At 35.3% G+C, this 25,810-nt stretch carries 29 protein-coding genes; 8 read left to right on the top strand and 21 right to left on the bottom strand.

From position 1 onward, the window contains the following. Positions 1-40: 40 nt before the first annotated feature. The 6 genes from PQO00_RS07135 to PQO00_RS07110 all read right to left on the bottom strand — a co-directional run bounded on the left by PQO00_RS07135 (position 41) and on the right by PQO00_RS07110 (position 6,552). Positions 41-2,305 (bottom strand): T9SS type A sorting domain-containing protein, encoded by a 2,265-nt coding sequence (locus PQO00_RS07135; RefSeq protein ID WP_274184147.1) that lies wholly within the window; start codon positions 2,303-2,305, stop codon positions 41-43. 187 nt (positions 2,306-2,492) lie between these two features. Then, positions 2,493-3,749 (bottom strand): mechanosensitive ion channel family protein, encoded by a 1,257-nt coding sequence (locus tag PQO00_RS07130; RefSeq protein WP_274184146.1) that lies wholly within the window; start codon positions 3,747-3,749, stop codon positions 2,493-2,495. Then, on the bottom strand, positions 3,742-4,038 hold the full coding sequence (locus PQO00_RS07125; protein WP_274184145.1) for a DUF3817 domain-containing protein: 297 nt from the start codon (positions 4,036-4,038) through the stop codon (positions 3,742-3,744). Before PQO00_RS07125 ends, PQO00_RS07130 begins: the two co-directional genes overlap by 8 nt. Before the next feature lie 64 nt (positions 4,039-4,102). Continuing rightward, positions 4,103-4,720, bottom strand: a complete 618-nt coding sequence (locus PQO00_RS07120) for a YqaA family protein (RefSeq protein ID WP_274184144.1) — start codon at positions 4,718-4,720, stop codon at positions 4,103-4,105. A 190-nt stretch (positions 4,721-4,910) separates the two neighbouring features. Continuing rightward, entirely contained in the window at positions 4,911-5,780 is an 870-nt protein-coding gene (locus PQO00_RS07115; RefSeq protein ID WP_274184143.1) for an OmpA family protein, read from the bottom strand. 331 nt (positions 5,781-6,111) lie between these two features. Next, the gene (locus PQO00_RS07110) at positions 6,112-6,552 is read right to left on the bottom strand and encodes a LytTR family DNA-binding domain-containing protein (RefSeq protein ID WP_274184142.1); all 441 of its coding nucleotides are present in this window, start codon (positions 6,550-6,552) and stop codon (positions 6,112-6,114) included. Between the two features lie 618 nt (positions 6,553-7,170). On the opposite strand from PQO00_RS07110, the gene PQO00_RS07105 reads away from it, so the two are divergent. Together PQO00_RS07105 and PQO00_RS07100 are read left to right on the top strand one after the other, a co-directional pair. Continuing rightward, positions 7,171-9,024 carry a glycoside hydrolase family 13 protein gene (locus tag PQO00_RS07105; protein WP_274184141.1) on the top strand — a complete coding sequence of 618 codons (1,854 nt, stop codon included), beginning with the start codon at positions 7,171-7,173 and terminating at the stop codon, positions 9,022-9,024. 4 nt (positions 9,025-9,028) lie between these two features. Then, complete coding sequence (locus PQO00_RS07100) at positions 9,029-9,922, top strand: carbohydrate kinase family protein (protein ID WP_274184140.1); 894 nt, start codon at positions 9,029-9,031, stop codon at positions 9,920-9,922. 870 nt (positions 9,923-10,792) lie between these two features. Here PQO00_RS07100 and PQO00_RS07095 read toward each other — a convergent pair. After that, positions 10,793-11,152 (bottom strand): single-stranded DNA-binding protein, encoded by a 360-nt coding sequence (locus PQO00_RS07095; protein WP_274184139.1) that lies wholly within the window; start codon positions 11,150-11,152, stop codon positions 10,793-10,795. Positions 11,153-12,033: 881 nt separating this feature from the next. Between PQO00_RS07095 and PQO00_RS07090 the strand changes: the two genes are divergently transcribed. The 5 genes from PQO00_RS07090 to PQO00_RS07070 all read left to right on the top strand — a co-directional run bounded on the left by PQO00_RS07090 (position 12,034) and on the right by PQO00_RS07070 (position 14,246). Next, positions 12,034-12,225: a hypothetical protein gene (locus tag PQO00_RS07090; protein ID WP_274184138.1), complete on the top strand. Its 192-nt coding sequence runs from the start codon at positions 12,034-12,036 to the stop codon at positions 12,223-12,225. Continuing rightward, positions 12,225-12,350 carry a hypothetical protein gene (locus PQO00_RS07085; RefSeq protein WP_274184137.1) on the top strand — a complete coding sequence of 42 codons (126 nt, stop codon included), beginning with the start codon at positions 12,225-12,227 and terminating at the stop codon, positions 12,348-12,350. The genes PQO00_RS07090 and PQO00_RS07085 overlap by 1 nt, the downstream gene beginning before the upstream one ends. Before the next feature lie 202 nt (positions 12,351-12,552). Continuing rightward, entirely contained in the window at positions 12,553-12,933 is a 381-nt protein-coding gene (locus PQO00_RS07080) for a hypothetical protein (RefSeq protein WP_274184136.1), read from the top strand. A gap of 3 nt (positions 12,934-12,936) precedes the next feature. Then, positions 12,937-13,599, top strand: coding sequence for a hypothetical protein (locus PQO00_RS07075; RefSeq protein ID WP_274184135.1), 663 nt, complete (start codon positions 12,937-12,939; stop codon positions 13,597-13,599). Further along, on the top strand, positions 13,596-14,246 hold the full coding sequence (locus PQO00_RS07070; RefSeq protein ID WP_274184134.1) for a hypothetical protein: 651 nt from the start codon (positions 13,596-13,598) through the stop codon (positions 14,244-14,246). The genes PQO00_RS07075 and PQO00_RS07070 overlap by 4 nt, the downstream gene beginning before the upstream one ends. Here the strand turns inward: PQO00_RS07070 and PQO00_RS07065 are convergent, their stop codons facing one another. From PQO00_RS07065 to PQO00_RS07035, 7 genes are all read right to left on the bottom strand, one after another. After that, positions 14,247-14,576, bottom strand: coding sequence for a hypothetical protein (locus PQO00_RS07065; protein ID WP_274184133.1), 330 nt, complete (start codon positions 14,574-14,576; stop codon positions 14,247-14,249). An 11-nt stretch (positions 14,577-14,587) separates the two neighbouring features. Beyond that, positions 14,588-15,382 carry a hypothetical protein gene (locus PQO00_RS07060; RefSeq protein ID WP_274184132.1) on the bottom strand — a complete coding sequence of 265 codons (795 nt, stop codon included), beginning with the start codon at positions 15,380-15,382 and terminating at the stop codon, positions 14,588-14,590. After that, entirely contained in the window at positions 15,379-16,026 is a 648-nt protein-coding gene (locus PQO00_RS07055) for a hypothetical protein (protein ID WP_274184131.1), read from the bottom strand. The genes PQO00_RS07060 and PQO00_RS07055 overlap by 4 nt, the downstream gene beginning before the upstream one ends. A gap of 186 nt (positions 16,027-16,212) precedes the next feature. Further along, complete coding sequence (locus PQO00_RS07050) at positions 16,213-16,686, bottom strand: hypothetical protein (RefSeq protein WP_274184130.1); 474 nt, start codon at positions 16,684-16,686, stop codon at positions 16,213-16,215. A gap of 484 nt (positions 16,687-17,170) precedes the next feature. After that, positions 17,171-17,716 (bottom strand): hypothetical protein, encoded by a 546-nt coding sequence (locus PQO00_RS07045; RefSeq protein WP_274184129.1) that lies wholly within the window; start codon positions 17,714-17,716, stop codon positions 17,171-17,173. 87 nt (positions 17,717-17,803) lie between these two features. Beyond that, positions 17,804-18,052: a hypothetical protein gene (locus PQO00_RS07040; protein WP_274184128.1), complete on the bottom strand. Its 249-nt coding sequence runs from the start codon at positions 18,050-18,052 to the stop codon at positions 17,804-17,806. After that, complete coding sequence (locus PQO00_RS07035; protein WP_274184127.1) at positions 18,045-18,275, bottom strand: hypothetical protein; 231 nt, start codon at positions 18,273-18,275, stop codon at positions 18,045-18,047. Before PQO00_RS07035 ends, PQO00_RS07040 begins: the two co-directional genes overlap by 8 nt. A 22-nt stretch (positions 18,276-18,297) precedes the next feature. On the opposite strand from PQO00_RS07035, the gene PQO00_RS07030 reads away from it, so the two are divergent. Beyond that, positions 18,298-18,753: a hypothetical protein gene (locus PQO00_RS07030; RefSeq protein WP_274184126.1), complete on the top strand. Its 456-nt coding sequence runs from the start codon at positions 18,298-18,300 to the stop codon at positions 18,751-18,753. Here PQO00_RS07030 and PQO00_RS07025 read toward each other — a convergent pair. The 7 genes from PQO00_RS07025 to PQO00_RS06995 all read right to left on the bottom strand — a co-directional run bounded on the left by PQO00_RS07025 (position 18,750) and on the right by PQO00_RS06995 (position 24,903). Beyond that, positions 18,750-19,109, bottom strand: a complete 360-nt coding sequence (locus PQO00_RS07025) for a hypothetical protein (protein ID WP_274184125.1) — start codon at positions 19,107-19,109, stop codon at positions 18,750-18,752. The two genes, PQO00_RS07030 and PQO00_RS07025, sit on opposite strands and share 4 nt — an antisense overlap. An 89-nt stretch (positions 19,110-19,198) precedes the next feature. Beyond that, the gene (locus PQO00_RS07020) at positions 19,199-19,384 is read right to left on the bottom strand and encodes a hypothetical protein (RefSeq protein ID WP_274184124.1); all 186 of its coding nucleotides are present in this window, start codon (positions 19,382-19,384) and stop codon (positions 19,199-19,201) included. Between the two features lie 226 nt (positions 19,385-19,610). Next, complete coding sequence (locus PQO00_RS07015; protein ID WP_274184123.1) at positions 19,611-20,444, bottom strand: hypothetical protein; 834 nt, start codon at positions 20,442-20,444, stop codon at positions 19,611-19,613. Between the two features lie 346 nt (positions 20,445-20,790). Continuing rightward, positions 20,791-21,588 carry a hypothetical protein gene (locus PQO00_RS07010; protein ID WP_274184122.1) on the bottom strand — a complete coding sequence of 266 codons (798 nt, stop codon included), beginning with the start codon at positions 21,586-21,588 and terminating at the stop codon, positions 20,791-20,793. 5 nt (positions 21,589-21,593) lie between these two features. Then, a complete protein-coding gene (locus tag PQO00_RS07005) occupies positions 21,594-21,740 on the bottom strand; it encodes a hypothetical protein (RefSeq protein WP_274184121.1) in 147 nt (48 codons plus the stop codon). A 252-nt stretch (positions 21,741-21,992) separates the two neighbouring features. Further along, a complete protein-coding gene (locus PQO00_RS07000; protein WP_274184120.1) occupies positions 21,993-24,089 on the bottom strand; it encodes a hypothetical protein in 2,097 nt (698 codons plus the stop codon). A gap of 190 nt (positions 24,090-24,279) precedes the next feature. Further along, positions 24,280-24,903 (bottom strand): hypothetical protein, encoded by a 624-nt coding sequence (locus tag PQO00_RS06995; protein ID WP_274184119.1) that lies wholly within the window; start codon positions 24,901-24,903, stop codon positions 24,280-24,282. Between the last annotated feature and the right edge of the window lie 907 nt (positions 24,904-25,810).

The following is a 25,810-nucleotide window of genomic DNA, read 5'->3' as shown; positions in this document are numbered from 1 at the left end:
CGCTATACAGTTTAAGATGTCTTCCTAAGGATCGTTAAAACTACTTTTTAACAACTAATTTTTGAGAAGACTTATTAGAACTATTTATTGCTTTAACAATATACATACCTCCACTTAAATCTCCTATATAAATAGTAGATTCCATATTGGCATTTACTTTAAATGTTTTTACTATTTGACCTAACTGGTTAATAATATTATAATCACCACCCAAACTAGACTTGATCTTCATATGATTAAAACTAGGGTTTGGATACATTGAAAACTTAGATGTATTTTCAATATTGTTGATACTTAGAGTGGCATCTACCAAAACAGCAGTAGTGGCACCAATACTATTTAATGTGGTATTAAGGTCGTTTCCAACCCCGTCCCTTAGCGTTCCGCCATTGGCACCCAACGTCCCGATTGCTATCCCATCGGTATCCAGATCGCCTACCTGAACGGTGTACCTAAATAACAGTGCCGAGGTCCCGCTGCCACTTTGGTAAATAGCTTGGCGCGTTGTGGCACCAACTGTAAGGCTTAATTGTGGTGTGCCGCCCCCGGTGTTTACCATTACGTTCTCGTCGGTGTTTATTGTGAAGTCTAGATTTTGCCCTGCTACATACGTGGCATCGGCCGGTACAGTAACACTGCTTATGGTTGGTGCTGCTGCATCCACTAATACCGCGGTGGTGCTTCCAACACTGTTCAATGTGGTATTAAGGTCGTTTCCAACCCCGTCCCTTAGCGTTCCGCCATTGGCACCCAACGTACCGATTGCTATCCCATCGGTATCCAGCTCGCCTGCCTGAACGGTGTACCTAAATAACAGTGCCGAGGTTCCGCTGCCACTTTGGTAAACAGCTTGGCGCGTTGTGGCACCAACTGTAAGGCTTAATTGTGGTGTGCCTCCCCCCGCGTTTACCGTTACGTTCTCGTCGGTGTTTATTGTAAAGTCTAGATTTTGCCCTGCTACATACGTGGCATCGGCCGGTACAGTAACACTGGAGACGGTAGGGGCAACAGCATCCACTAAAACGGAAGCGGTCGATCCGACACTGTTCAGTACCGGGTTGACGTCTTTGGAACCGGAATCCCTCAAAGTACCACCGTTTTCGGACAACGTGCCCACGGCGATGCCATCGGTATCCAGTCCACCAGCTTGTATGGTATATCTAAATAATAATGCCGAGGTTCCACTGCCGCTCAGGTAGACCGCCTGGCGTGCCGTGGCACCTATGGTAACGCTCATCTGGGGCGTGCCTCCTATTGTATTTACGGTAACATTCTCGCTGAAGTTAATGATAAAGTTCAGGTTCTGTCCCGTTACGTAGGTCGCACTGGCTGGCACAGAGACGCTGGACACAGTAGGGGCAACGGCACTAGATATTACTGTTGTTGTATTATCAGAATCCGTATCACTACCATCATCAAGAACTACTGTAAAAGTTGTTGTTTCTGTGGTACTAGTTCTGTTATCTGTTGGATTAAAAGATAACGATCTTAGTTTTGTTTGTAAATCAGCAGCCGTTGTACTAGCTATAGCATAAGGACCACTACCTGTTAAACCAGTTCCTGACAATATCCCTTTTGCATTATCGTCTAAAGTTATGATCACTGATACATTATCCCCATCAGCATCAGTAATTGCAATTGTAGAGAAAGGACTTAACGTATCATTGTCAAGTACTCCTTGACCAGATGATGTTCCTGATATTACTGGAGCTGTGTTAGATATACCAGAGGTCACTGTTATTGTTGCAGTAACAAAATGAAAATAATCTGAGGCGGCGAATTGACTATTACCGTCAGAAATACGTAATGTCCATGTTCCAGCAGGATTTTCACCATCAAAAGCACTTAATGGGTTATGTGGTGCAAAATTACCTGCTTGCCAGTTATCTAAAGTTTCAATATTTGTTGAATTGTCATCATCAAAATTAACCGTTGCTTCTATTGCCGGAAAAAGGTGAAATGAGTTTAACTGGCTTGGATTACCAGTCCAATACCCCCATCTATCTTGAACCAAATCTACGGCAGTTCCAGTAGGAGATACTAAGCGAACATTCAAATCCTCATGTACACCATATCCTCCTAATGTAGGTGGTGAACCATTTCCTATAATTAGTTGTAAACTTAATTCAACTTCTGTAAGTGAAGTGGATGAAAACTCACCTGCTGTAAAAGTAAAAGTACGATCCATATGATTAGGACCAGTACTAAATACGGTTCCGCTAGTATTGTTCGTTTTGGAAACTTGGGCATTGGAAAACTGTAACAAAAATAATCCAAGCATCATTAAAAGTAATTGTTTTTTCATTGAAATCTAGGTTTGGTTAATTGCAAAATTTAAAAACAAACCTAAGGTTTATATTTAGTTAAAAAAAATAAAAAGAACTATTTTTCTTATAAAAAATACATTTAATCGAACTTTAAATAACTTTAGTCTATAATTTTTTGTTTAATTCGTAATACTTTTCTTAAATATAAATTTATTGAAATTGCAGCTATGTAATAAAATGGCCACCGCTTGGTAACTCAAAAATCTCTAAATCGAAATAGGGAAGTGCCGCTATGATGTGATCGAATATATCAGATATGATATATTCATAGTTTTCCCAACGCTTATCGCTACTAAAAGCATAAATTTCCATAGGAATGCCTTGTGTTGTTGGTGCTAATTGACGCGTCATAATCATCATATCCTTATTGATCGCCGAATGCTTCTTAAGATAGGTATCTATATATTTTCTAAAAACCCCAATGTTTGTTAGGTTTCTGCCATTGATTAAAAGTTCTTTGTTAATATGGTTAGAGGTGTTGTATGAGTTTATATCTGCTTGCCGGGTTTCCAGATACTCGGTAATCAATTGAATATCCTTAAGTACATTGACACTATCTGCACTTAAATATTTAATACTTTCTTGCTTTATGTACAGTGCTCTCTTAATGCGTCTCCCTGACGAATTGGTCATACCTCGCCAGTTCTTAAAAGAATCCGAAATCAGTGCATAGGTTGGAATGGTCGTAATGGTCTTATCGAAATTCTGAACCTTGACAGTTGCCAAGTTGATTTCAATCACATCGCCATCGGCACCATACTTTTCAAACGTGATCCAATCGCCAATGCGTACCATATCGTTAATGGACACCTGAATACTGGCTACAAAACCTAAGATGGTATCCTTAAAGATAAGAATAATGATCGCAGAAGCCGCTCCAAGAGCCGTTAGGAAGGCCACAAAAGGAGTATCGGTAATAATAGCAATGGCCGACATAAAGCCTGCGACCCATGCAAAGATCATAAAGACCTGAATGTAGCTATCTACAGGTTTGTCCTTTAGGCGTGGTAAGGTTTTAAAGTAATCCTTTAAAGTATTCAAAAAACTCCTTACAATCCAAAGGGTTAGCACAATAGCAAAGACTTGTAAACCTTTTTCAATAACGCCATCAAACCTTGGGAAATCCATAAAAATAATAGGCGTGAATTCCATGGCGATCAAAAGCGGAATAATATGCGCTATATTCCTTGGCAGCTTATTGGCAATCATCAAATCATCGAAATTTGTCTTAGACACCGAAGCAAACTGATTAAACGTCTTTATCAGGATTTTCCTGATCACAAAATCAACAACAAAAATAGCGGCCAATAATACCAGTAACAACGCCATGACATTAAGGTATCTGGCGGCATTATCTGTTAAACCAGTATTTTCAACCAAATACTTATAAAGTAAATGTGAGTAATCAATTGATTTATCCATTATTATAGTTTTTGAAATACTTTCTATCAATATAAAAGGTTCCAAATGGAATAATAGATGCTAAAAGAACCGTAGCAAATTGTTTGGTATTCCAATTAAAATCCTTTTTCAGCATAAAAGAAAAAGCAACGTAGGCAACAAACAGTAATCCGTGCGGCATTCCCAACAGTTTAACATATTGTGGATCGTCCAAAAGGTATTTGATAGGCGTTGCTATAAACAACAGTAAAATATAAGATACACCTTCAAGCAGTGCTATAATTCTAAATATAAAAGGGAATGAAAACATATATAAGGTTTTCGCACAAAAATAAGGCAGAATAAGAAAATAACCTTGGGATCTTGCAGCTTATTTAAAGTGCATTAAAAATAATGAGTCCATAGATAGCAAAGCGGGCTAATCGCAGTGAGCCATACAGGATAACATTCTTAAATGGAAATTCAATAATACCCGCTGCTATACAGGATATTGAGAATGGAAGTGGGAGCAGGGCACCAACAATAATAAGGAAACCGCCCCATTTTTTGGAGTTCTTTAATTGCTTTTCCATTTTAGTTTCCAAATAACTGTGTACTGATGGAATTTTTGTTATAATATAACCGATCCAGTATGATAGTAAACCACCAAAATAGGACAAAAATGCAAGGAAACCAAGATAAAGCCATGGGTCTGACAGTTTTCCTGCCCAGGCAATAAACATTTCCGGAGGTATTAATCCGAGTAACGTTTCAGAAGCAAAAAAGACCCCCAAAACCCCATATACAGGTAAGGTTTCGGTAAGTTCAACCAAAAAAGCATTAATATCAAAAAAATGATTAATGACATAAATTGCAATGACAATAGCTATAATAGCAGGTAAAGAGCGTTTTACAGCACGCCATACAAAACTATAAAAGCCTGTAAACTGGTAATACTGGTGCAGTAAACGTAATCGGGATTTATCTGTTTTTGATTTTGGTTTGCTTTTCATGTTAAAAGGGGGCTTATTTTTAACGAAGAACAAAAATACTAGCTTTCTTCCAAAACACATAACTTTTATATTTTTTTTATGAAAAAAGAAGACAAGGTATGCCATCCGATAAAATCAAAAAAAGCGCAATACTCCACAAGGTCGTATAGCGCTTTTTCTATGACTAGTCTTACTAGTCATAAAGATATTCTTAATTGGAAGCCACTGTGCTGTCATCCTCCATCAGTGCAAAGAATTTATTAATATTTGGTAAGATAACTATACGCGTTCTTCTGTTTTTGGCTCTATCATCACTAGAATCATTACTGGCCAAAGGGGCATAGCTACTTCTACCTGAAGCAATAAGTTTTTCAGGAGATACATTAAATTCATTCTGTAGTTTACGAACTACCGAAGTGGCACGTAATACACTAAGGTCCCAGTTATCCTGTACCTTTTCATTATTAATACTTCTTGAGTCGGTATGACCTTCAACCATGACATCAATACTAGGTTCTGAATTGATTACATCCGCCAATTTTTGTAAAATATTGTTAGCTTTGTTACTCACACGGTAACTTGCTGTATTAAATAATAATTTATCGGAAATAGAAATCATCACCACTGTTTCATCAATACTGATGGCAATATCCTCATCCTCATTTAAGCTAGAAGTATCAATAGATTTTGTTAGGTTATACGATACCGCTAGATCCATAGAATCTTTTAAGGTTTTTGCCCCTGCTAGCTGGGCAGGATCAACTTTTTTAAGAGTATTGCGCATACTTTTCTTAGTATCGTTGGAAATCACAGCAACATTGGCTACGGTTTCCATCTTAGAATCATTTTCTTTATTAAGTTCTGTATTCAAATCGTTTAAGGAAGCGATTTTTTCATTGTAAGAGTCAACACGTTTTTGGATGATATCAAACTTGGTTTCAAGATCTTCCTTGGCAACTCGGGTTTTATATAGTTCACTTCTAATCTGGCCATTTTCATTTTCTAAAGCCACATATTTCTTTTTAGAAACACAGGAAGCTAAAACAAACACACTTAAACATACTAGACTGATTTTTTTCATAATAAATAATATAGATTATAATTAATTGTTTAAGCTTATCTACGAGTCAAAACAAAAAAAAGATTATTTGATCATTTGATTTCCTTGTAATTATTATATTGAAACTAGTTGAAATTATTGGGTTTTACTAGGAGGCTGGCAGGCATTAAAATTAAACGAAAAGCCAAACACGAATGTTTAATAACCCGAGTATTAAAGAAGAAATAGAAACTACAAACACTATGGGATAGTTTCTTAAAAAGAATTATTCTTAAAAGTTAATAGAACACTTTTTATGCGACAACGTAGGAGGGAAGCATAATGTGTGTGGAGTGGTCAAATTACTAAATGATTAAAAATAACCTAAAACTTCTTTCACCTTATCTTTATATTTTCGTCCAATAGGAATAGAAACGCCTTTAAGTAAAAGTTTACTTGGTGAAAATGAATCAATAAAATTGAGACCGATGATAAAGGATCGATGCACCCTCAAAAACTTTTTTTTAGGCAGTTCTTTTTCAATAGCCGAAATACTTTTATAAGCAATAATATCTCTATCGATAGCTTTTACTTTGATATAGTTTTTAAGACTTTCAATAAATATGATGTCTTTTATAAAAATTTTCTGAAGTGATTTTTCAACTTTTAAATAAATGAATTCATTATCGTTAACATATTCTAACTGTTTCTTTTCGAGTTCAATAGTTTTCTGATTTGTTTTTTGCCAACTCTTAAAGAATACATATCCAAAAGGAATGATTACAGCAATATTTACATCTAAAAGGGTATTCATAATTTCTGTAGTTGCAAAGAAATTTGAACTTTTAAAATTTTGTAAATATGCTGGTTGAATAATATAAAAAAAGAATGTTCTTTGAATAAAAACTGTCACAGCAATTAAAAGTATGATATAAAACAATACAAACTTTCCATATTTCTTTTCAAGTAAAAATTTAGGAAATAAGAAGAATAATGTTACATAAACCAAGATTAGCCGTGAAGGCAAACTAAATACTTGAATCATAAAATTCCTAAAATAGTCGTTATCGTAAGTTCCCCAAACCAGTGTAAAAAAACACACGAATACCAACCAATATAATATGTGTTTGGTGATTTGATTTGAAATTATATTTTTAATGAAAAAGGAAAACTTCATATGGTGAAAAATATATTCTGCTAAAATCTAAAAATTAATCTTAATAACCAGTAATTAAATACAAACGACCAGTAATTTTATATAAAAAACAGGTTTATGAGGGGTTTCCTATCTTCCATTATTGTTACATCTAAACTTTACTGAAATCAGCTTAATTTGTTGTTTGGAATAAGCAAGTGGTTGTTTAAATAATGCTTTTGCCTTACTTCTTTTCTAATAGTAATATTGACGAATATAATCTTAAACTTTACTAAAATGAATACTGTATTTAGAACTTCAATGATGTGCTTATTCCTGTTAGTTTCCATTCAAATTACAAACGCCCAAAGCGTAAAGTTGAATAGAATAGAGCCATCAAATTGGTGGATAGGCATGGAAAACACCAAGTTACAACTTTTGGTTTATGGAGAAAACATAAGCACTACAAAACCTATAATTCAATACGAAGGCGTTACACTTAATAGCATAACAAAACTCGAAAGTGCCAATTATTTATTCCTAAATCTTACTATCGATAAAACTGCAAAAGAAGGTGTTTTTGATATTTATTTTTACACGGATAGTGGAGAAAAATTAATCTTTAATTATGAATTAAAACAAAAAAAGAAAAGAAATAATTCCAGTAAATCCATTGACGCATCAGATGTTATGTATTTAATAACACCTGATAGATTTAGTAATGGTGATCCTTCAAATGATTCAACCGATGATACTATTGAAAAGGCAAATAGAAAAAACCCAGATGGTAGACACGGTGGTGATATTAAAGGTATTATAGATCATTTGGATTACCTTGAAGAATTAGGGATTACGACACTATGGCTAAATCCGTTTTTAGAGAATGACCAACCTGCATATTCTTATCATGGTTACGGAATATCAGATTTCTACAAAACAGATTCAAGATTTGGAACGAATGATGATTATAAGAATTTGGTGGGTCTCTGCCATAAAAGAGGCATGAAAGTAGTCATGGACCAAGTATTTAACCATTGTGGTTCAGGACATTGGTGGATGCAAGATTTACCATCTAAAGATTGGGTAAATCAATGGGATACCTATACTCAAAGTAGTTTTACAAATGCTGTGGTTTCAGACCCGTATCAGTCAAAGATTGATAGTGATTTACATTTAAAGGGATGGTTTGATACTAATTTACCGGACCTTAATTTAGATAATCCATATCTAGCAACCTATTTAATTCAGAATTCAATTTGGTGGATAGCATATGCAAATATTGATGGAATAAGAATGGATACGCATCCATATCCCAATAATAAAGAGGTCATGGCAAATTGGATTAAATCCGTTGAAACCGAATACCCTAATTTTTATACAGTTGCAGAAACAGCAATGGGTGATAAAGTAGCGTCTTATGTCTATTGGAACAATGGTACGTTAAATAGAGATGGTTACGTGTCAAACATTAAAAGTTTAAGCGATTATGCGCTGTATTATAGTTTGTTAAAAGTATTTGGGCAAGAAGAGGATATTTATGATTTATATGAAACCTTAAGTAGCGATTATCTATATGACACACCTTTTAACAATAAAATATTTAATGGTAACCATGATGTACCAAGATTGTTTACTGAACTTGGTAAGAGCAAAGAGAAGGTTAAATTAAGTATGTCATTTATTTTTACTACTAGAGGAATTCCTCAAATATATTATGGTGATGAGTTATTGTTTGATTCACCAAAACCAGATGGAAAATTAAGAATGGATGTTCCTGGTGGATGGAAAAATGATAACAGAAATGCTTTCACTAAAATTGGAAGAACAAAAGAGGAGAACGAATTATACAATTATATTTCTACCCTTTTGCAATGGAGAAAAAGTGCCATAGAAATTCATAAAGGCAACTTAAAACATTACAAACCATTAGGTAATATCTATGTTTATTTTAGAACTTTTAAAGAGGAGAGCACTATGATTATTATTAATAATAGTGATGAAAATATTCATAATTATAAATTAGAGCGGTTTCATGAGTCTTTAGAAGGATATTCTCACGGAAAGGATATTATAACAGGTCAAAGCATTTCATCTCTTGAAGCCATTGATTTACAAGCTAATACCGCAGTAATCATAAAGCTTAAAAAATAAATTAATGAAAAATGTTTTTGTAATTGGTGGAGCTTCTTTTAATTCAGTTATAACTTTAGATGAGTTTCCTGAAGCTTTACCACAAACTATTCATAAGTGCCAATTCAATGAAACTATTGGCAATACAGGAGCAGGAAAAGCATTAACGCTTTCAAGGTTGGGTTTTAATACAACATTCCATGCTTTGATTGGCGAAGATTCTTTTGGAGATAAAGTCAAATCATTTTTAAAAGGACCTAATCTTAATTTCATTTCAGATATTGATTCCAAAGGTACCGAAAGACATTTAAATATTATGAATAGTAGGGGAGAGCGGATTTCTATTTTTACGAATCCAAGTTCTGATACTCCAACAATAAACTATTCAAAATTTGAAAAGGAGTTAGTAAAATCAGATTATATCGTAGTAAACATTGCTAATTATTGTAGGCATATCTTGCCTGTTTGCAAGAAGTTAAATAAAGAAGTCTGGACAGATTTGCACGATTATGATGGGGGTAATGCATACCATCAAGATTTTATTGACGCTGCTAACTATATCTTTTTAAGTTCCGACAACTTACCTGATTACAGGTCTTTTATGAAAGCACAAATTGACAAAGGCAAGGCCTTAGTGGTATGTACGCACGGAAAAGACGGTGCAACGGCTTATACTAAAGAAGGCGTGTGGATTGAAGTTCCAATTATTGATAATTACAAAATGAATAATGCAAATGGTGCTGGAGATTCTTTCTTTTCTGGATTTTTATATGGGTTTTATAAAGGTTTCAAAATTAAAAAATGCATCCAATTTGCAACAATAACTTCTGGTTTGTGTATTGAATCTGAAACAATTACTAGTAATGAATTGAGTAAAACCCTAATTGAAAGTGAATTTTTAAATTATTATGTAAAATAGAATCTCGATGCTAAGACAGTCGAAGCCACAATTAGCTTGTACATAATAATGAAAATCATCTAATTATTAATAGTTACATAATTAACAATCCCATCACAGATAAACTATTAAATAAGCTTGAAAACGTGGGATTTAATCTAGAAAAAGCAATCCCACTTAATGAAGGTTCCAAGGGTAGAATCAAATATGTAGACCAAAATGATTTACCAAAAAACAAACTACTTATTCATGATAATATTATCATGTTAATTAAGATGGATTTGAAGAAATTGAAATGTAAAAAATTATGGCAAAAATGCATATGCTTAATTTTCTTCTAATATGTTTCTCTATAATGTTATTGCACAAAGGTATGGTTGGTTGAGATTTTTTATTTTACATAATGTAAATTATAGTACAAATTAAAAGCCGAATTAACGGCTAGTTTTCTAGTAAATCAAATACGAATGAACCAAGTTCGTGATACTTTCCTTCACTATGAGTTCTTGAATTTTCAATTCTACTCCATTGTAAAGCAATTTTAAATTTAAAACAGCTTGAACAACTGCATTCAATTGCATGAGCGTAATTGTCAATTAATGGTAAAGTGATTTTTTCCTTTTTACCATCGTTGTAATTTAAAGTAATTGAATCAATCATCTTGCTCCTCGCTTACTTTTTTCTGGTTATCGATAATGTGTCCAGTCTGTTGCAAGATAGCCTTAACATGAATCTTTAAAAAGACCAAGTTCGATTTTAATGGGGCTGTAAAATCATAAAGATGACGTATTTTTCTATTCAAGTCTCTTTTATGAAAATACAATTCAAATCTCAAAAAAATAGTATTTACCAAAAGAACGAGAACAATTATAAATATAGCTATTTCCATAATCAATCCTTTTTGGCTTTTTTATCGGCTTCTTTCTTTGACATAAATTCCATGTTAAAGACGTTTAATGTGATCGATACAAAAACACCACCCCCTTGAGAAGTGTTCATCCCAAAAGTTGGCGAGCCGTCCACATAGACCTTCATTCCTTTCTTTAGAACGTCCAAAACTTTTTTTGGGTCTTTTTTATAACGCTTAAAACATGTTACCCAGTCCGTTCTCTCAACTTCCTGTTGAGTTTTCGTATCAACATATTTCTCGGTATGAGCTACCGAAAACATAATAGTTTGATACTCCTTGTTCTGTGTTTCCACAATTTCGGCATCCTTTCCCAGATGCCCGATAATCTGTAAATTTTTCATTTCTTTTTAGGTTTTAATCTAAAAAGTTTTATTTATTTCCCAATACGTCAAAGAGCTTGTTTATTATCTCAAAAATAAGAGAAAAAACAATACAAAAAAACCTTGATTTATAAAAAAAACATTAATTCATTGATTATCAATAGATTATGTTTTCCAAGAGTCCAAAAAAGTTAATTAGCTATAAATCAATTATTTAAGCTCGAAAATGTTGCAGTTGTGCAACGTGGCTGTATATGTTATAGGAGGAATACAGCATTTTCAACCTCACGGACATTCAGGGGGCATTTTACACCTTTAGAAAAGATAAAGAAGTAAAAACAGGCTTTCTACTGTATCTTTTTAAAAAAAAGGATGCCGTGCCAATCCCTTGCCCTTTAATCGGAAACAAGCACCATTAAAATCGTTCCAGAAGCATTTTAAAGGAGCTTGTCATATATACAGTTTCTCCTATCGTCAAAAACAAAAAGGAAAGTCTTTCATGTTGCGTGCGCAACTCGCTGCGCTCCAACGGAAAGTTATTTTTTTCGTCCTAATCCTTACGGATTGCGGAAATGCAAACAGCACTAAGGGGCTGTTTACGGACGAAAAAAAGAACAAAGAAAAAACCCATAAAGGGTAAACTTTTTCGACTGCAAACCTAAAATTTAAATCCGAATAAATACAGCATAAACTGTCTGTTCCCTGAGATTGCTACGGCGTGAAAAACGCCTTGAATCTCTAGGGAAAGAAAGCTATATGTATTTATTCGGATTTAAATTTTTTAACGGAAGCATCGAAAAAGTTTACCCTTTAATTGGGGTTTTTTGATACGAAAAAGTCAAAAGTTGATGCTCAACTTTTGATAAAAAAATGAACCAAACTATTAATTAAAATTTAGAAAAATGGAACAAAAATTCATTATCGAAGGACCAGACAAAAAAGACAGAACTTACATAATCGAGGTCAAAGAAGACAAGACTACCATGACAAGATTTGTACAAAGGTTTATCTGTGAAGTATGCAAGCAAGAAACACCTGCCAAAACAAGATTATTAGCTTATGAAATCTTAGGAAAACTTAATTCAAAAAAGTAATGGAATATGCAGAAATCATTACAGCAGTATTTACAGTAGCCATATGGCTAGCTGTTAGAGCCTTATTATTCTCTAAAGAGAAAAAAAACGAACTTAAAAACGAACTTAAAAAATTATCAAAATGACAAAACTTGAAGAAAAAATAACAGAAAGCCACCAGAACCTTAAATGTATCGAAGCTCTATTAGAAAAGACAATAAAAACAATAAAAACAATCGGATCATGAACTACAAAATAGTGCCTACAGATTACCAAACGACATTGTTCGATATAATCGAAAATGAAAGAATAAGAAACATTGAAATAAAATTCCAAGAAATACGAATTATGAAAACAATAGACTACAAAGAAATAAACAGAAACTTTATTATACGTGTCGAAAAATCAGACACATACTATAGAGTACTACAGCAAGGGCACGCGGGCAAATTCTTTGTCAACGAAAAATATCCCCTGATAAATATCTCAGAGCACGAAGGAACTACCTTCATATGCCTCTCCGATAATGAAGGGAGTCAATATCCCTTTCTCGAAGAAGAAGTCAGGAAACTCAAAAAGGAAAGCAAACTTTACTCCGCGGACACATACGCCGAACTCGTAGGAGAAACGATCGCAAACAAGCATTTTTTAGAGGTCCTAAACAACGGGAAGTACAAAACCACCTATAAACTAAGAAGAGGGCTAACGATCAATTTTTGCTCAAAATAAAACATGAAGTACACAGGGAACAAAAACATACCAGGAGTCATAGAGTTTTTAATAAACAGACTACCAAAAAGCGAAAGATACTTTTCTCTTTTCATGGGTGGAGCTGGCCTAGAAAATTCCGTATATACTCAAGATATTACTTTTTACTGTTCAGAAAAAGACAAAGAGCAATGGAAAAACAAAGGTAAAAACTTTGTTATATGGGAATGCTACAGGTCCCTTATAGAAGATAATGTATTTACTTCAGAAGATTTCATATTTGCAGATCCCCCATATATGATATCAACTAGGAGGTCCAAAAAAAAAATATACAAAAATGAATTTACAGTTCCGGACCATATAGAATTTTTGAACTATATGATATCATCAACAGCAAAAATTATGATAACACATCCTAGGTGTGATTTATACGATGAAAAATTAAAAGACTGGAGTATAGAAGAATTTAAATATATGACCAGAGGGGGGATTTTTCACGATGCATTATATACGAACTACAATCCTGCAGATATAGAACTAATGAACTATAAATGCCTTGGCAATGATTTCACTGAAAGACAAGCTATCAAAAGACAAAGGCATAATATAATAAAAAAGTTCAAAAAAATGAACAAACACAAAAAAGAAGCAATCATAATCGAACTAAAAAAAAACAAGCTAATATGATAAACATTGAACTATTCTGTGGCTCAGGTGGATTTACAAAAGTGTCCAGGACTTTAAATGTCGAATGCCTATCCATAGATATTAGACGTAGAAAAGGAACATGCGAGCCCCATTTAAAAATGGACATAAATAAAGTGCGCAGCTCTTTCTTTTTAAATCTAAACCCATTTATAATGTGGATAGGTTTGCCATGCGATATTTGGAGCTATGCAAGTGGAGGATTCCATTTAGACAAAAACTTCAACCCAAAAACAGAAAAAGCAAAAAGACACCTCAATCTACTTGAAAAAACTCTCGATATAATTGAAAAAAGCAACCCGGACTATTGGTTTATAGAAAATCCAAGAGGTAAATTAAAAAAGTACCCAGATCTTCTAAAATGGCTCGAAAAAAATAACGGGACAATAAAAGAATGTACCCTTTCATCTTATGGATTCCCAACGACAAAACCAACAAACATCATTACAAATTTTAAAGAACTAAAACTAAAAGAGCTTGATAGTTTCGGACGAGGTGCAAAAAACAAAATACCTGGCACTTTTGACAATATGACAAAAGCACAGAGACAAAAAACACCCGAAAGACTATACAAAGATACAATCAAACAGGTGTTGGAACATAGATCAAAAAACGAAAAGCAACTTTAACTACCTTATATAAATCTCAAAACCCCTAAACTGTCCATAAGGCTGAGCTAATTCGGCATCCATCGCGTCCAAAAATTCCACACTGTGAAAAAGCTCAACAATCTGTGAATTCTTGGTAATCGTAATTATATCGTTATCCAAACCGTTTTTTAGAACAGCTTTTACAACGTTCTCAGAAACAGTGAGAACTCCAAAATAAAACCTATTTTCCTTTGGCAAAATATCATTCAAATCCTCTATAAAAGAAGTTACCTTACTAACTTTTTTAGAGGGATTGAATTCCTCAAAAGCTTTTACTACCTGCGTAACGCTGTCTAATGTATAATCCATAATCTATTTTTTTAAGATTTTAATATAAAGTCAACTTCCCTGAACAAAGATTCCATCCATTCTATGTTCCATGCATGTCCGAAAGACAAAGTATCGTCAAGAACATAATCAATATTGGGATAATTAACGAACTCGTCAGTTATAAGCTCGCTAAAGACCTCAAATTCGTGATAGCCGCCAATATAAATGCCCTTATTTTCCAAATTCACCGCCTCGGACGGTAAACGAGTATTCAGATCATATGTATCAAAATGGGCATCATTCACAAAAACGGGCACCATTTCATATCCAAAAGTCAGTTCGTCAATCCCCAGAGGTGCATCCCAAATGAAAACATGGTCCGCAATCGTCGGCTGATGCATTAGCAAGCTTAAAGCTCCCCAACCGCTTTTTGAAAAACCGATCATACTAACGTTTAAACTCAAAAAATTGCTGTACTTGTTCTTTATAAAAGTGACGAAATTTTTGGAATCGGTTTGCTGCTGTATAGTTATATCGGTAGGATGATTTGCGTACCAAGGAATGTTCTTAAAAATAGGATGAATGAAGATAACATTGTCCTTCACCTCCTTTGTATAGAAACTCGAATCCTTTAAATTCGTCAAGGGATCGCCAAAATTATAGGTCTGCCCCTGTTTCACGGGCAAGACAAAAACTATATTCAACTCCTTGTTCACGTCCAAAGGAGAATTGATATATCTATATAAATGTATATCTGAATTGGGCTTAAAATACTGTTGCTCAATTATAACACCATCGGGATAAAACAAGCCCTCATTACTTATGTTCTTAAGCTCTTTTATCACAAATAAACAAGTTTTAGATCATAAACATTATAATCGTCCATTGACAATTTCAAACGAACATTTTCCGTTAGATCAACCCCAGAATCTCCCAAAAGAACATCATTGTTGTACATAAAAATACTTCCACCCACATTCCTTATCTCCAACTTCTGGGCCATTTCAAAAGTATTGTCCGAAGAAGGTATCGATTGCCCCCCCATGTTCAAGAACTGCCTCGTTTGCCCGAGCGTCCTAAAATCGCCATCGATCACTATGGCATCGTCGGAAACCCTAATCAATTGGATATTATTAAGGCCCTCTGTATTTCTGGGAACCCCGAGACCACTCTCAGAACCAGAAAAGGTCAAGGACCAATCCCTTGTATAATCAAGCTCATAATCCCACGTAGCTTCCTCCAATGTACCATAATTGGTGATAGAACAAGCTCCCGGAACGGACAAATCAAGAGCACCTGAAAGATCGACATACTCGGATTCCTTCGGAACAATCTCCAAAGGAAAATTGGGAACTACCTTCAGATAAAAGTATTTGATGCCATCGGCATCGGAATAAACGAGCAGGTACATATCCGTACCCTCAACAAACTCACTGCCGTTTTCCAAGGACGCCCCTGCAATCTCAGGGGGATTCGTAGTGTTGAACAAAACCTTCGCCCAACCACCATTCACTGCATTCTCAACGACAAAAGAACGATTGTCGTTAGCCGACTGCATATTACAATAATTCCCGAGCGGATTGCTCAAATCTATTGAGGACAAGGTATCCTCTGTAACCGTCGAGCCAAAAGAAGCCGAATCGAAATTTAATTCCCTATAAACCTGCATATCAAATCAAAGTTTTTTAGTCTTTTCATAGCTTCTCCCACCAAAATAAGCAGCTATCGTCGTTAATAAAATAGATGTCAAAAGATCGACCCAATGTCCAGCGACTGCAAATCCCTCAACCGAGGAATCGAGCACTATATAAACAGTAGTCAAAAAAACAAGATACGCCAAAACCAACGGACGTATATTTTTACTGAGCCAAGAATCGGAATTCATATCGAACCCCCAACGCTTGGAAATTTCCTCGTTCTCCCTTACATCGCTCTCCAAAAGCTTTAAGGCAAAATCCCTCTGTTCCTCCGTAAGATCGTCCGAACCTTTCAAAAGAATCTCAACGGCTCCCTTTATGTCACCCGTAATGATCTCGGCAGCCGACCCGAAAACCTTCTTCAAAAGATCACCTTTGCCAATAGAACGCAAAAAATCGCCCACTTTCGTAGTTCCGTTCCTTTGCTTATATGTCAATTTCTTATCTGGCACTTATCTTAAATTCTTTTTTAACCTATAAAAAGTCTCCTTACCTTTAGAACCTACCTTTCTGTAGTTCCTTCTTATCTTCGAATGATTAAAAGGAACTGAATTGCTCGACCAACCATTATCATTATAATACCAGACAAGTTTGGAACCGTAAACGGTCATGACGCGCAAATCGTACCTTTTCGGATTCTTTATTACATTAATATTATATCTCAAAGCCATTATTCAAATATTTTTTCACGTGAATTGTTTCTGGAGAAATGTCTGCAGGAAACAATTCACGTGAAAATTAAATCTCCTGGAGAACTGGCGCTTAACATTATCACGTTATTTTACTTTCTTATCAAACAATTTTTTCAAAAGGACCAAAACGGTCAAAACAGCGATCAACAGTTGCAAGATCGGCATACTATAATCAATAAAGGTCTGCATCAAGCCAAGACCGCCTACTATTACCGTTTTCTTAAAATCCAAAACAAAAAGACCGTTAAAAGGAATGCCCACAACGAGGACATGAATTTAATTTTTTTTTTAGTTCCTCTTTATAACCGTCTGGAACCCTTCTCAATAATTTTTCCTCGATCTCCCCTACCGTTATCCTTTTGTCCTTGTTAAGGTCAAAAAGAGGATTCGCAAAAGCCACCTTTTCAGCAGAAAGCCCCTTAGCCTCAAGTACAAAATCATTAGGCTTTCCAAGAGCCACGGGAAAAAGAGTTGCAATATAGAGATCAACGTAGCTCTTTAATTTCGATCTGTAGATTCTATAATATTCGTAAACGTAATCCAACTGCTCAACAGCGGACATCTTGGAAAGCTCAAACTGCGTCGTACCGATTCTTTCCGATGCCTGTTTACCGAACTGAATAAGACCTACATAGCCAAGGCTATTGGTAATCGACGGACTGAACGTTCCAGCCGTCTCGAGCTCTATAACCGCCATCAACCAGTTCGGGGAAATACCCAAACTCCTACTAACTTCCTTTGCCTTCTCTATGAAAGCACTATCTACCCTATCTTCAAAAAGAATGCTCATTTGTGAAATTTTGATTTGTGTAACTCTATAAAAGGCTCGAAATAATAGATCGCTCCCGTTATAGGACTATATATTAATTTTAACATTTTAACGACCTTTTTTACAAGCTTTATAACCTTTAATAAAAGCTTGTTTTTCAGAAGAAATTCTACCTAACTGTATAATCGCTTTCTTTGAGCCAACGCCACCAGAGCGTTTTAATGATTTCATCTTCTTACCTATTTTAGAAAGCTGCCCTTTCCCTCTGGTCTTCCAAGCCCAAGCATATAAATTGGCTCTCTTTTGCTTAGTATTGGTTCTATTTTTTGAACCTCTTGATGTTCTTCTATTAGCCATGATTAAAATTATTATTTTTAAGTTTTAAATTCAAATTCACTTTTCTCCTGTTCCTATCATTTAGATAGCTAAACCATTGATAACTAACGTAACCAATCGTTAAAAAAGGACTCAAAACCGCTATAAACGCCAACACTATTAAAAATAATGGTATTCCGATCAAAAGCATCAAAACAAGATAAAATACACTTGTTTTAGTTTTTTTCTTATTTTCGTCTTTCATTTCTTATTAAAATACCTACAGTATGAATAAAGAAGAAAGTTTTAAAAAAGGAGAAATTTTTGAAGATTATATTCTAGAACATATTTTTAAAAAAGAAAATTTTATTCTAAAAGAAAAAACACCTAATCATTGCCATAGTCATTTTCCAGAAAATGCCTTGAATCCAGACTTTAAAATAGAATGCCGTAAAACAAATACTATATTTTGGATTGAAGCTAAATTTAGAAACAATGAAAACATAAAAAAAATATCTGTAAACAAAGTACAATTAGACAGATACAAAACAAGTAAGGAAAAAATATACTATTTAATAGGTTTAGGAAAAAACCCTAAAAATCCTCAATATCTGTGCCTTGTAAATTGCGGAAGAATTAACAATGAAATACCATTAAAAATCTTTCACAGATATAGAATAGATGTTAAAAAAATCAAAAATTTCAATGAACTTTTAGAACTTACTTCCAAATCGCACACTTAAAAAATCGTAAGGTGCGGATAACTGTTTTTTAGATATTCCTGCTCCTTTACCGTCAATTCATTGGTCAAAACAGCAATCATATCGTGCCTGTCACTTGTCAAGGGGTCTCCAACATTGCCCCAGAACTTACTGTACTGCCTTTTTCCAAACGCATTATAAACCTCATTAAAATCATTCTGGTTCTTTAATTTATCAAACTGTGCATACAATAAAGCTTCATCCGTTCCGCTCACTATACTTGCGTTATAAATATTATCCGCTATTACCTGAGCCTCTATGTTAGAAATTGTTCTAACACCACTATTGACAGGCAATTTTTCATCACTGGTCAATTTCTCCTCAGTGCTCTTCGACAAAATTTCCCTGAACGTCCTTAAAAACAATAAACCTAAAAGCACATAAACGATAGGTCGGAAATTTTTCAGAAAAAATCTCAATACTTTCATCAGTTATAATTTACATTCGTATCGGTCCTGCGCTCGACTTCTTCAATATCTAAATTTCTGGGTAGTTCTTCATCTGCAGTAGAGCCATTGTCATCTATGACCTCTTCTTTATCTTCACAAAAACAATCCCTGTTCCTAAACAAAAGAAGAAGAAGTATAACTATAATGCCGTCCTTTAATTCCATATAATCCTTAATTTATGAAACCCAACTCTAACGAGTCGGGAATCAACACTAAACAAGCTAACTTATCTCCTACGCCCTCTTATTGGTCCTGCGATACGCCTTTCGGCTATAGGACCGATAAGAACGCCTAGCCCTTTTACGGACGCGCTTTCTTTTCTTTACGAACAATCCGCTTATGTTTTCTACAACCGTGTCCAAAACTGTTTTTCCTGCCATTGGTCTTATTTTAAATTATACCTATCATTCTCGAAATTGCAGCACCAACCGCAATCTTTACTATAGCACCCAATCCAGAATCATTATCATCTGGACCATCTTTTTGCGAACCACCCGAAACAGATGATGAAGTCGGTGTCGATTTTGGAGCGTCCTTCAGTACGTACACACCAAAAGAGACATTATAAACGTGCTCACTATCGAACAATCTGGGCTCGTGCGCGAAATATCTAAAATTGAAGGGCGCGCCTTCCATTTCGTGGAGCTTCATACTATGCGAAGTTTTTGTAACGGTAATTCCAGAAGACCTTAAATTGCTTATAATATTCGTTACGTACTCCGCTTTCAATTCGTCACAAAACGCCTGTACCTTACGGTTCGCCTCTCTCGTAGAATTCGCCCTAGAATGACGTTCCATAAGATGCTTTGCACCTGCCTTCGTGTACATCAAATAAGCATCTATCCACATAAGCACCTCTGCCATGTTCGAAGCATTTGCAGAAGCCAGTTTCTGCTTAATCTTTGGAATACCTATCTGTTGGAGCTTCTGTAGTTCCTGTTCTGGATTGGTAGATGCTCCCCACGAGTTCCAACCGTATTCCTTAACATTGCTCAAATTAGCCTGTAGATCAAATCCCAACAGACTGGTAAGGGTGCTTGCCGTACCTACGATACCGCTCGCAGCTCCGATTACATTTGTCGCACTGCCAATCAATCCGCTCAAATTAAGACCGCCTGACGGTGCAGGCAACCCCGAACTTATCGGAGCCGTTGTCAATGTCTGAATCCCATTAGGATTCAACATATTGACAGATGTTACCTCTGGTCTAGTCGTTAAACTCATAATCTTTATATTATTCTATAAAATCCGTTTCATTACTTTCCGTCATTATCTTCTTCGCCTCTCTTAGAGCGATAAAATAAAGAAAGGGCGCAAGCAACCTAAAAAAAACTCCCTCGTGAAGTTTGTAATACATAAGCTTTAAGCCCGTACTATCAGGTCCACAGGTCTTAACCCATTCCTTAACGTCAGTAGTGAGAACCCTTAACTCCTCGGACGATGTTAAGCCCAAAAATTCTATCAATTTTAAAAATATGCCCGTTAGTGTCATTTTTATATCTATTAGTTATCAAAAATGCCGCACCGAAACGTAATCGATACGGCATTTTAAGAAATGAAAAGTTTTATTTTAAAGAACCGCCTTTCTCATCACCATAAGCCTAGCCGTAGCCTCCACAGCAACGTCAAACTTAGAAGTAAGGCGTACATTATGGATAGGGTTCATATAATCGTTATAAACTACCAAATTCTTAACAGCGGTCTCAGGATTGTTCTGCAACGATCTATAGTTCTCAGCCAACAAAAGGTTTTCAGTAGCCCTTTTCTCAAATCCCTGAGCTGTAAGGACGATGCCATTGAGTGGTTTAGCCTTTGCGCTCGCTCCATAATCGGCACCAAGATCATTTACAAGAACAATCTTTTCAATGTTGTTCCCCAGATTCTTATCAAGATCAAGAGAACCTGTTATATAGGTATGTGCCTCAACTACCGAAACGACATTACTGCCTACAGTTGCAGGAACGCTCTCTATATTTATGGAGCTTTTCGAAAGGTCCAAAGACGTAAATGTAGTATTCTGAACCTTAAAGATAACCTCTATACGATCACCTTTTTGAAGGTTCAACGCGCCATTAAAAGGTATTGCCATCAAATAACCCGCTGCTCTTTTAGTAGTAGCTACAGTATAGCCCATCCACGAGCTTGTAATGGCGCGTAAGATATAATCCAAATAATCATTGCAAAAATATTTAGGTCTAGATTCACCGTTCCTAAAAACGGCAATCTCCAAGGACGCTTTATTTAAGTCGGCAATGTCACAAACAGAATCATCTGATTTTATTGGAGCAATATCTAATAATATACCACCAACAATTTCGTTCTCGATGGTAACGACCTGAGACGAATTAATGCTAATTGTTTCCTTCATCGTTACTATTTTTTGGTTAACATATCATTTAACATAGGCACCTTGGCGACCCATTCCTTAACCTTATCGGAATTAAAAGCGGCAGCAATCGCAACCCCTGCAAGTACCACTGCCGTTATAAACCAACCTTTCTTTTTAGCTCTCGTAGCCATATCATTAAATTTTAAAAGTTTTATTCGATACGGCTAAACTAAATCGAGATTCAAGGATTTTTACATTTGTACAACGAAAAATTTTACAACTTTGTTCGCATATGTACAAAATGTATAATGTTTTCAAGGTCTTGATAACGTTTTTGGTTTCTTAACAAAACATCCAAAACCTGTTCATGTGTACAACAGTCAAACTCTATCTTTAAATCATTAAGTTTATCTAATTGTAATTTCGTCAATTGTATTCTAGTTTTACCCATAGCGTTTATATTCTTCTTTTCTGTAAAAATTATTCTGGTACTGCATTCCTTTGGTATTATGATAGTACTGCCTGTAACTTATCTCCGTAAATATCGGCTTCTCCAGTTCCAAGCTTTCCTCAAAAACATTGAACAACCTCAAATCCGCCAACAACCTCGAATAAGTAGACCTAGATAGATTCAGCTTTTCTCTTATTTGGGGAAGCGAAACCTTACTGTTCTGCATTTCGCGCAAAATCTGCAGCAATCGCAAAGGGTCTACCTTCTTTAACTTTAAATCACGTTTTTCCTTTTGGGTAAGAAGCTGGGTCGCCCTTGTAATGACCCTATTGCCCTTTATTATACGGTTGCCCCTATTATCTACGGTCTTTAACTTGTTTACAGCATTATATAGGTTCACCCTTTCATCTACCTTGCTGTTATAAGCACTTATCTTTTCTGCAATGGTATCATACGTTTCCAATTTCTTGATCTTAAAATCCTTTACGGTGTCAAAAAAATAATCGAAACACCTTTGCAGAAAATCATCACAAAATATACCTACGTCCTTAGTAGAGAGCAATGTATGTTTATAGTCCAAGAGCTGTATCTTTTTTGTTTTCTTGAATTTCTGGTCCGTATAGGACGTCGATTTAGTCAGCCAAATATCCTTTGGCGAATCATTAAGTACCAGGCATATTTTCCTGTTCAAAAAATCCTTGAATATTTTGTACTCCCTATGCTCGAACTTCTTAACCGTATCATCATCCTTCAATTCGCTCTTATAAATGCCCTTGACATATTTATAGTTTTCCTTTAGCTCCCTGTAGATCGGACAACAGTCATAATCCCTATAAAAACCGTTCTCGTTCTTCATCTTGAACTTCTTATTACGAAACACGTGCATCTTGTACTGATAGGAAAAAAAAGCACCGCTCAAGGACATTTCGTACCTCAAGACCTTATCCATCTCGGCCTTAAGAAAATCGGTCTTAAAAGGCTGTATTCTTTTTAATATCCTAGCCGTGACGTTAACATCGTCCTTAATGCTCTTTTGAACATTGATAGGATTGCCCTTCAAATCATCATCAAAGAGCTTAAGGCACAAATCCTTATATTTAGTCTTAAAGCGATATTTTTCAAAGACATCGTTCTCCCTTAAAAAATGATCGATATAATTCCTGTTGAACTCTGAATGTTTTTTATAGTCACCGTGCTCGGTTCCAACATACTCAGACCCCTTGTGGTAAATCTTAAAATAACTGCCCAAGGACTTAAAATAAGTAATACTGGTTTTATAAGTATCAAGCTCTTTATTGGAATTAATGGCTTTCTTTTTGGCACGCTTCTTAAGATGTTCCAAATAGTTGAGCGCATCAGTCTTGCTCTCAAAATACTGATTATAACAAAGGTCGATTCTCCTTATCTCGATAAACTTCTTATTAGGTATAACCTCTAACTTGAACAGATGTGCCATATCGTTCAAGAACCTATCAATAAATTTCATCAATCTCTTATAGATGATCTTTCTCTGGTTCTTTATAAGCTCAAGATTAAAGACCCCTGCGTTAAAATAAGTCCTGCTCAACGGCTGCGGAACAAATTCGGCAAGTGAATGCCCATAAAGATATTTAGGTATGCTCAGATTGAAATCTATAAAACCACCATTATGGTTTATCTTGAAAACGACGGCAGAAATAGAACTCGGAACACGCTTTTTTTGATTAAAAGAGCTATTGATCTTATTCAAGTCCCTCACTATATTAGGACTATTGAACTTGCCATTGGTAGCTCCTATAGTCTCTTTTACCAAATCCTCATCAATAAAGCGCATAACATTCTTTACGTATTGATAGCCGACGTTCTTGGCATTGTTTTCCTTATCGAAAAATTCGCTATCTGACTCTGGCGTAATGCTTATTATATCCTTATTGACCCTCTGGACCATATTAAAGAACTTGCCTTCGTACCTTAACATCTTTTTATAGAGCTCATGATGCTCATCGACCGCATAGATAGCAGCCTGACTGTTACCGCTCTTGACCTCGCTCAAAGTGTCAGTTTTTTTATCCAACACACCATGAAACCTCAGTACAATGGTGTCTATCATTCAAGATATCTTAAGGTCTCAAGATAAAATTCGAAAGCATCGACGGTAGAAGCATCATAGTTCCCTAGGAAAAAATGATCGCCAGTATCAAATCTTTTTTTCATCTGGAGGATAATCCCCTGGGCCTCACAAACAGATTTTTTGAGCTTGAGAGAGATCATAAACCACATTTGAGATTTTAAGTACTCCCTCATTCCTTTTCGTCCTTATCCAACCATACCACGCACTTATCCGTAATCTCTATAAGCCCATCACGTTCCAGAGCTAACAACTCTTCATCGGTGTAAGGTCGCTCCCTTTCCTTATTGAACTTGGATTCATGACAATAATTTTTTAGCTGTATCGGCTTTTTTGACAATAAGGAAATCTTGGGATCGACGAAATTAGAAAGGGTCCTTTTAATTTCTCTTTTCATTAAAGGTCTTACACAGGACCTGTCAGTAAATACCATTATATCCATTAAAGTTTCCTTGTCTATAAAACTATAAAGGCTTCCGACATCATAATTCTGCCTTATATCCATAGGCATCATTTCCAGCTTGTACTGGGTAAGCCTCGTCTTATATTGCGTTCTTACTATCTGGAAGAACAACTTAGCGTCACAGTCCTTTGCCAAATAGGTATGCTCGTCCGTTATCTCCGAAAAAGGCAATGTCCTTTTTGATACCAGATACTTAGTGAACAAATAATCCTTGTTGGACCATTCGTTAAAATAATACTCCTCTCCCACCTTATATGAAAAATTCGAAGGGAGTATCAACAAGAACGTAGGCAAAAAATGCTGCGGGTACGAATTTATATGTATCACATCCATACTAAGCTAATTTTTTAAGTTCCTTACTTATAAGCTTTAAATTCGTCTTGGTATAATCCCTTGTAAGCTTTAGACTTCTCCTATCCGATTCGTATTTGTCCTCCAGATCGGTAACCATTTTCAAACAACTCTCAACCTGTTTCCTCAAACTATAGTTCTTGCGCCTCTGTGAAACAGACTGCATGACATTAAGAATGTCATAAAGCGAATAGATACTCTGATTTATCTTGTTGAAGATTATCGAATTTTCCAAATCGTAATGACTGTGGAAAATCCAATTGTACTGCTTATTGAACGAATTGAAAGCCTCTGACAATCTTTCCGTGTCCACTGCATCGAAGTCAAAAAAGAACGTCCGATAAAGGGTATAGATTTGAGAATTATAATTATTTAGGATGTTTACATTATCCAAGAGCACCTTCTTATAGGTCCTCAGGTATAATCTTAAAAAAGTCTTTGATCTGTGTTCCAGCCATTCAAGCTGCCCCAAATGGATAGTGTGCTTCGTTTCGTTGTTGCCAGCGAAATCGACCTTGATTTTTAATTGTTTCATTTCTTTTCGTTTAGTGCAAAAAATACGCTCTAGACGAATATGGGAAAAAACTGACTTTTAACAGTTTTTTAACAAATAAAACTTTTTAGGGGTTTTGTTAATTTTTTTCTCTTAAGGCCTATAAAACCTCGATTTTTATTTGACAATAATATATATTATAGTACAAATGTGTTTCATACAATTAGATAGCTATAATTCAATATTATGTAAAATATCCCAGAATGTTTATAGTTTCATAATAACGTTTAGTACTTGGGTCATTTTTTAATATTCTGTACAATCGTTTATGTTTTTTTAAATAAGCGATTCTCAAGAAACTTCACGTTTATACATTATGAACTATAATTTGCCGTT

It is taken from the genome of Flavivirga sp. 57AJ16 (genome assembly GCF_028736925.1).
Lineage (GTDB): Bacteria > Bacteroidota > Bacteroidia > Flavobacteriales > Flavobacteriaceae > Flavivirga.
The sequence above is the reverse complement of the archived record's forward strand: the minus strand, read 5'-3'. Positions and strand labels throughout refer to the sequence as shown.

Bases quoted from the DNA above. Each gene is read 5' to 3' on its own strand.
- PQO00_RS07010 (WP_274184122.1), bottom strand. From the start codon at position 21,588: ATGAAGGAAACAATTAGCATTAATTCGTCTCAGGTCGTTACCATCGAG.
- PQO00_RS07065 (WP_274184133.1), bottom strand. From the start codon at position 14,576: ATGGATTATACATTAGACAGCGTTACGCAGGTAGTAAAAGCTTTTGAG.
- PQO00_RS07135 (WP_274184147.1), bottom strand. From the start codon at position 2,305: ATGAAAAAACAATTACTTTTAATGATGCTTGGATTATTTTTGTTACAG.
- PQO00_RS07005 (WP_274184121.1), bottom strand. From the start codon at position 21,740: ATGGCTACGAGAGCTAAAAAGAAAGGTTGGTTTATAACGGCAGTGGTA.
- PQO00_RS07130 (WP_274184146.1), bottom strand. From the start codon at position 3,749: ATGGATAAATCAATTGATTACTCACATTTACTTTATAAGTATTTGGTT.
- PQO00_RS06995 (WP_274184119.1), bottom strand. From the start codon at position 24,903: ATGGATGTGATACATATAAATTCGTACCCGCAGCATTTTTTGCCTACG.
- PQO00_RS07070 (WP_274184134.1), top strand. From the start codon at position 13,596: ATGATAAACATTGAACTATTCTGTGGCTCAGGTGGATTTACAAAAGTG.
- PQO00_RS07105 (WP_274184141.1), top strand. From the start codon at position 7,171: ATGAATACTGTATTTAGAACTTCAATGATGTGCTTATTCCTGTTAGTT.
- PQO00_RS07110 (WP_274184142.1), bottom strand. From the start codon at position 6,552: ATGAATACCCTTTTAGATGTAAATATTGCTGTAATCATTCCTTTTGGA.
- PQO00_RS07090 (WP_274184138.1), top strand. From the start codon at position 12,034: ATGGAACAAAAATTCATTATCGAAGGACCAGACAAAAAAGACAGAACT.
- PQO00_RS07045 (WP_274184129.1), bottom strand. From the start codon at position 17,716: ATGAGCATTCTTTTTGAAGATAGGGTAGATAGTGCTTTCATAGAGAAG.
- PQO00_RS07125 (WP_274184145.1), bottom strand. From the start codon at position 4,038: ATGTTTTCATTCCCTTTTATATTTAGAATTATAGCACTGCTTGAAGGT.
- PQO00_RS07015 (WP_274184123.1), bottom strand. From the start codon at position 20,444: ATGAGTTTAACGACTAGACCAGAGGTAACATCTGTCAATATGTTGAAT.
- PQO00_RS07085 (WP_274184137.1), top strand. From the start codon at position 12,225: ATGGAATATGCAGAAATCATTACAGCAGTATTTACAGTAGCCATATGG.
- PQO00_RS07035 (WP_274184127.1), bottom strand. From the start codon at position 18,275: ATGAAAGACGAAAATAAGAAAAAAACTAAAACAAGTGTATTTTATCTT.
- PQO00_RS07040 (WP_274184128.1), bottom strand. From the start codon at position 18,052: ATGGCTAATAGAAGAACATCAAGAGGTTCAAAAAATAGAACCAATACT.
- PQO00_RS07075 (WP_274184135.1), top strand. From the start codon at position 12,937: ATGAAGTACACAGGGAACAAAAACATACCAGGAGTCATAGAGTTTTTA.
- PQO00_RS07020 (WP_274184124.1), bottom strand. From the start codon at position 19,384: ATGGAATTAAAGGACGGCATTATAGTTATACTTCTTCTTCTTTTGTTT.
- PQO00_RS07030 (WP_274184126.1), top strand. From the start codon at position 18,298: ATGAATAAAGAAGAAAGTTTTAAAAAAGGAGAAATTTTTGAAGATTAT.
- PQO00_RS07095 (WP_274184139.1), bottom strand. From the start codon at position 11,152: ATGAAAAATTTACAGATTATCGGGCATCTGGGAAAGGATGCCGAAATT.
- PQO00_RS07115 (WP_274184143.1), bottom strand. From the start codon at position 5,780: ATGAAAAAAATCAGTCTAGTATGTTTAAGTGTGTTTGTTTTAGCTTCC.
- PQO00_RS07000 (WP_274184120.1), bottom strand. From the start codon at position 24,089: ATGATAGACACCATTGTACTGAGGTTTCATGGTGTGTTGGATAAAAAA.
- PQO00_RS07120 (WP_274184144.1), bottom strand. From the start codon at position 4,720: ATGAAAAGCAAACCAAAATCAAAAACAGATAAATCCCGATTACGTTTA.
- PQO00_RS07100 (WP_274184140.1), top strand. From the start codon at position 9,029: ATGAAAAATGTTTTTGTAATTGGTGGAGCTTCTTTTAATTCAGTTATA.
- PQO00_RS07080 (WP_274184136.1), top strand. From the start codon at position 12,553: ATGAAAACAATAGACTACAAAGAAATAAACAGAAACTTTATTATACGT.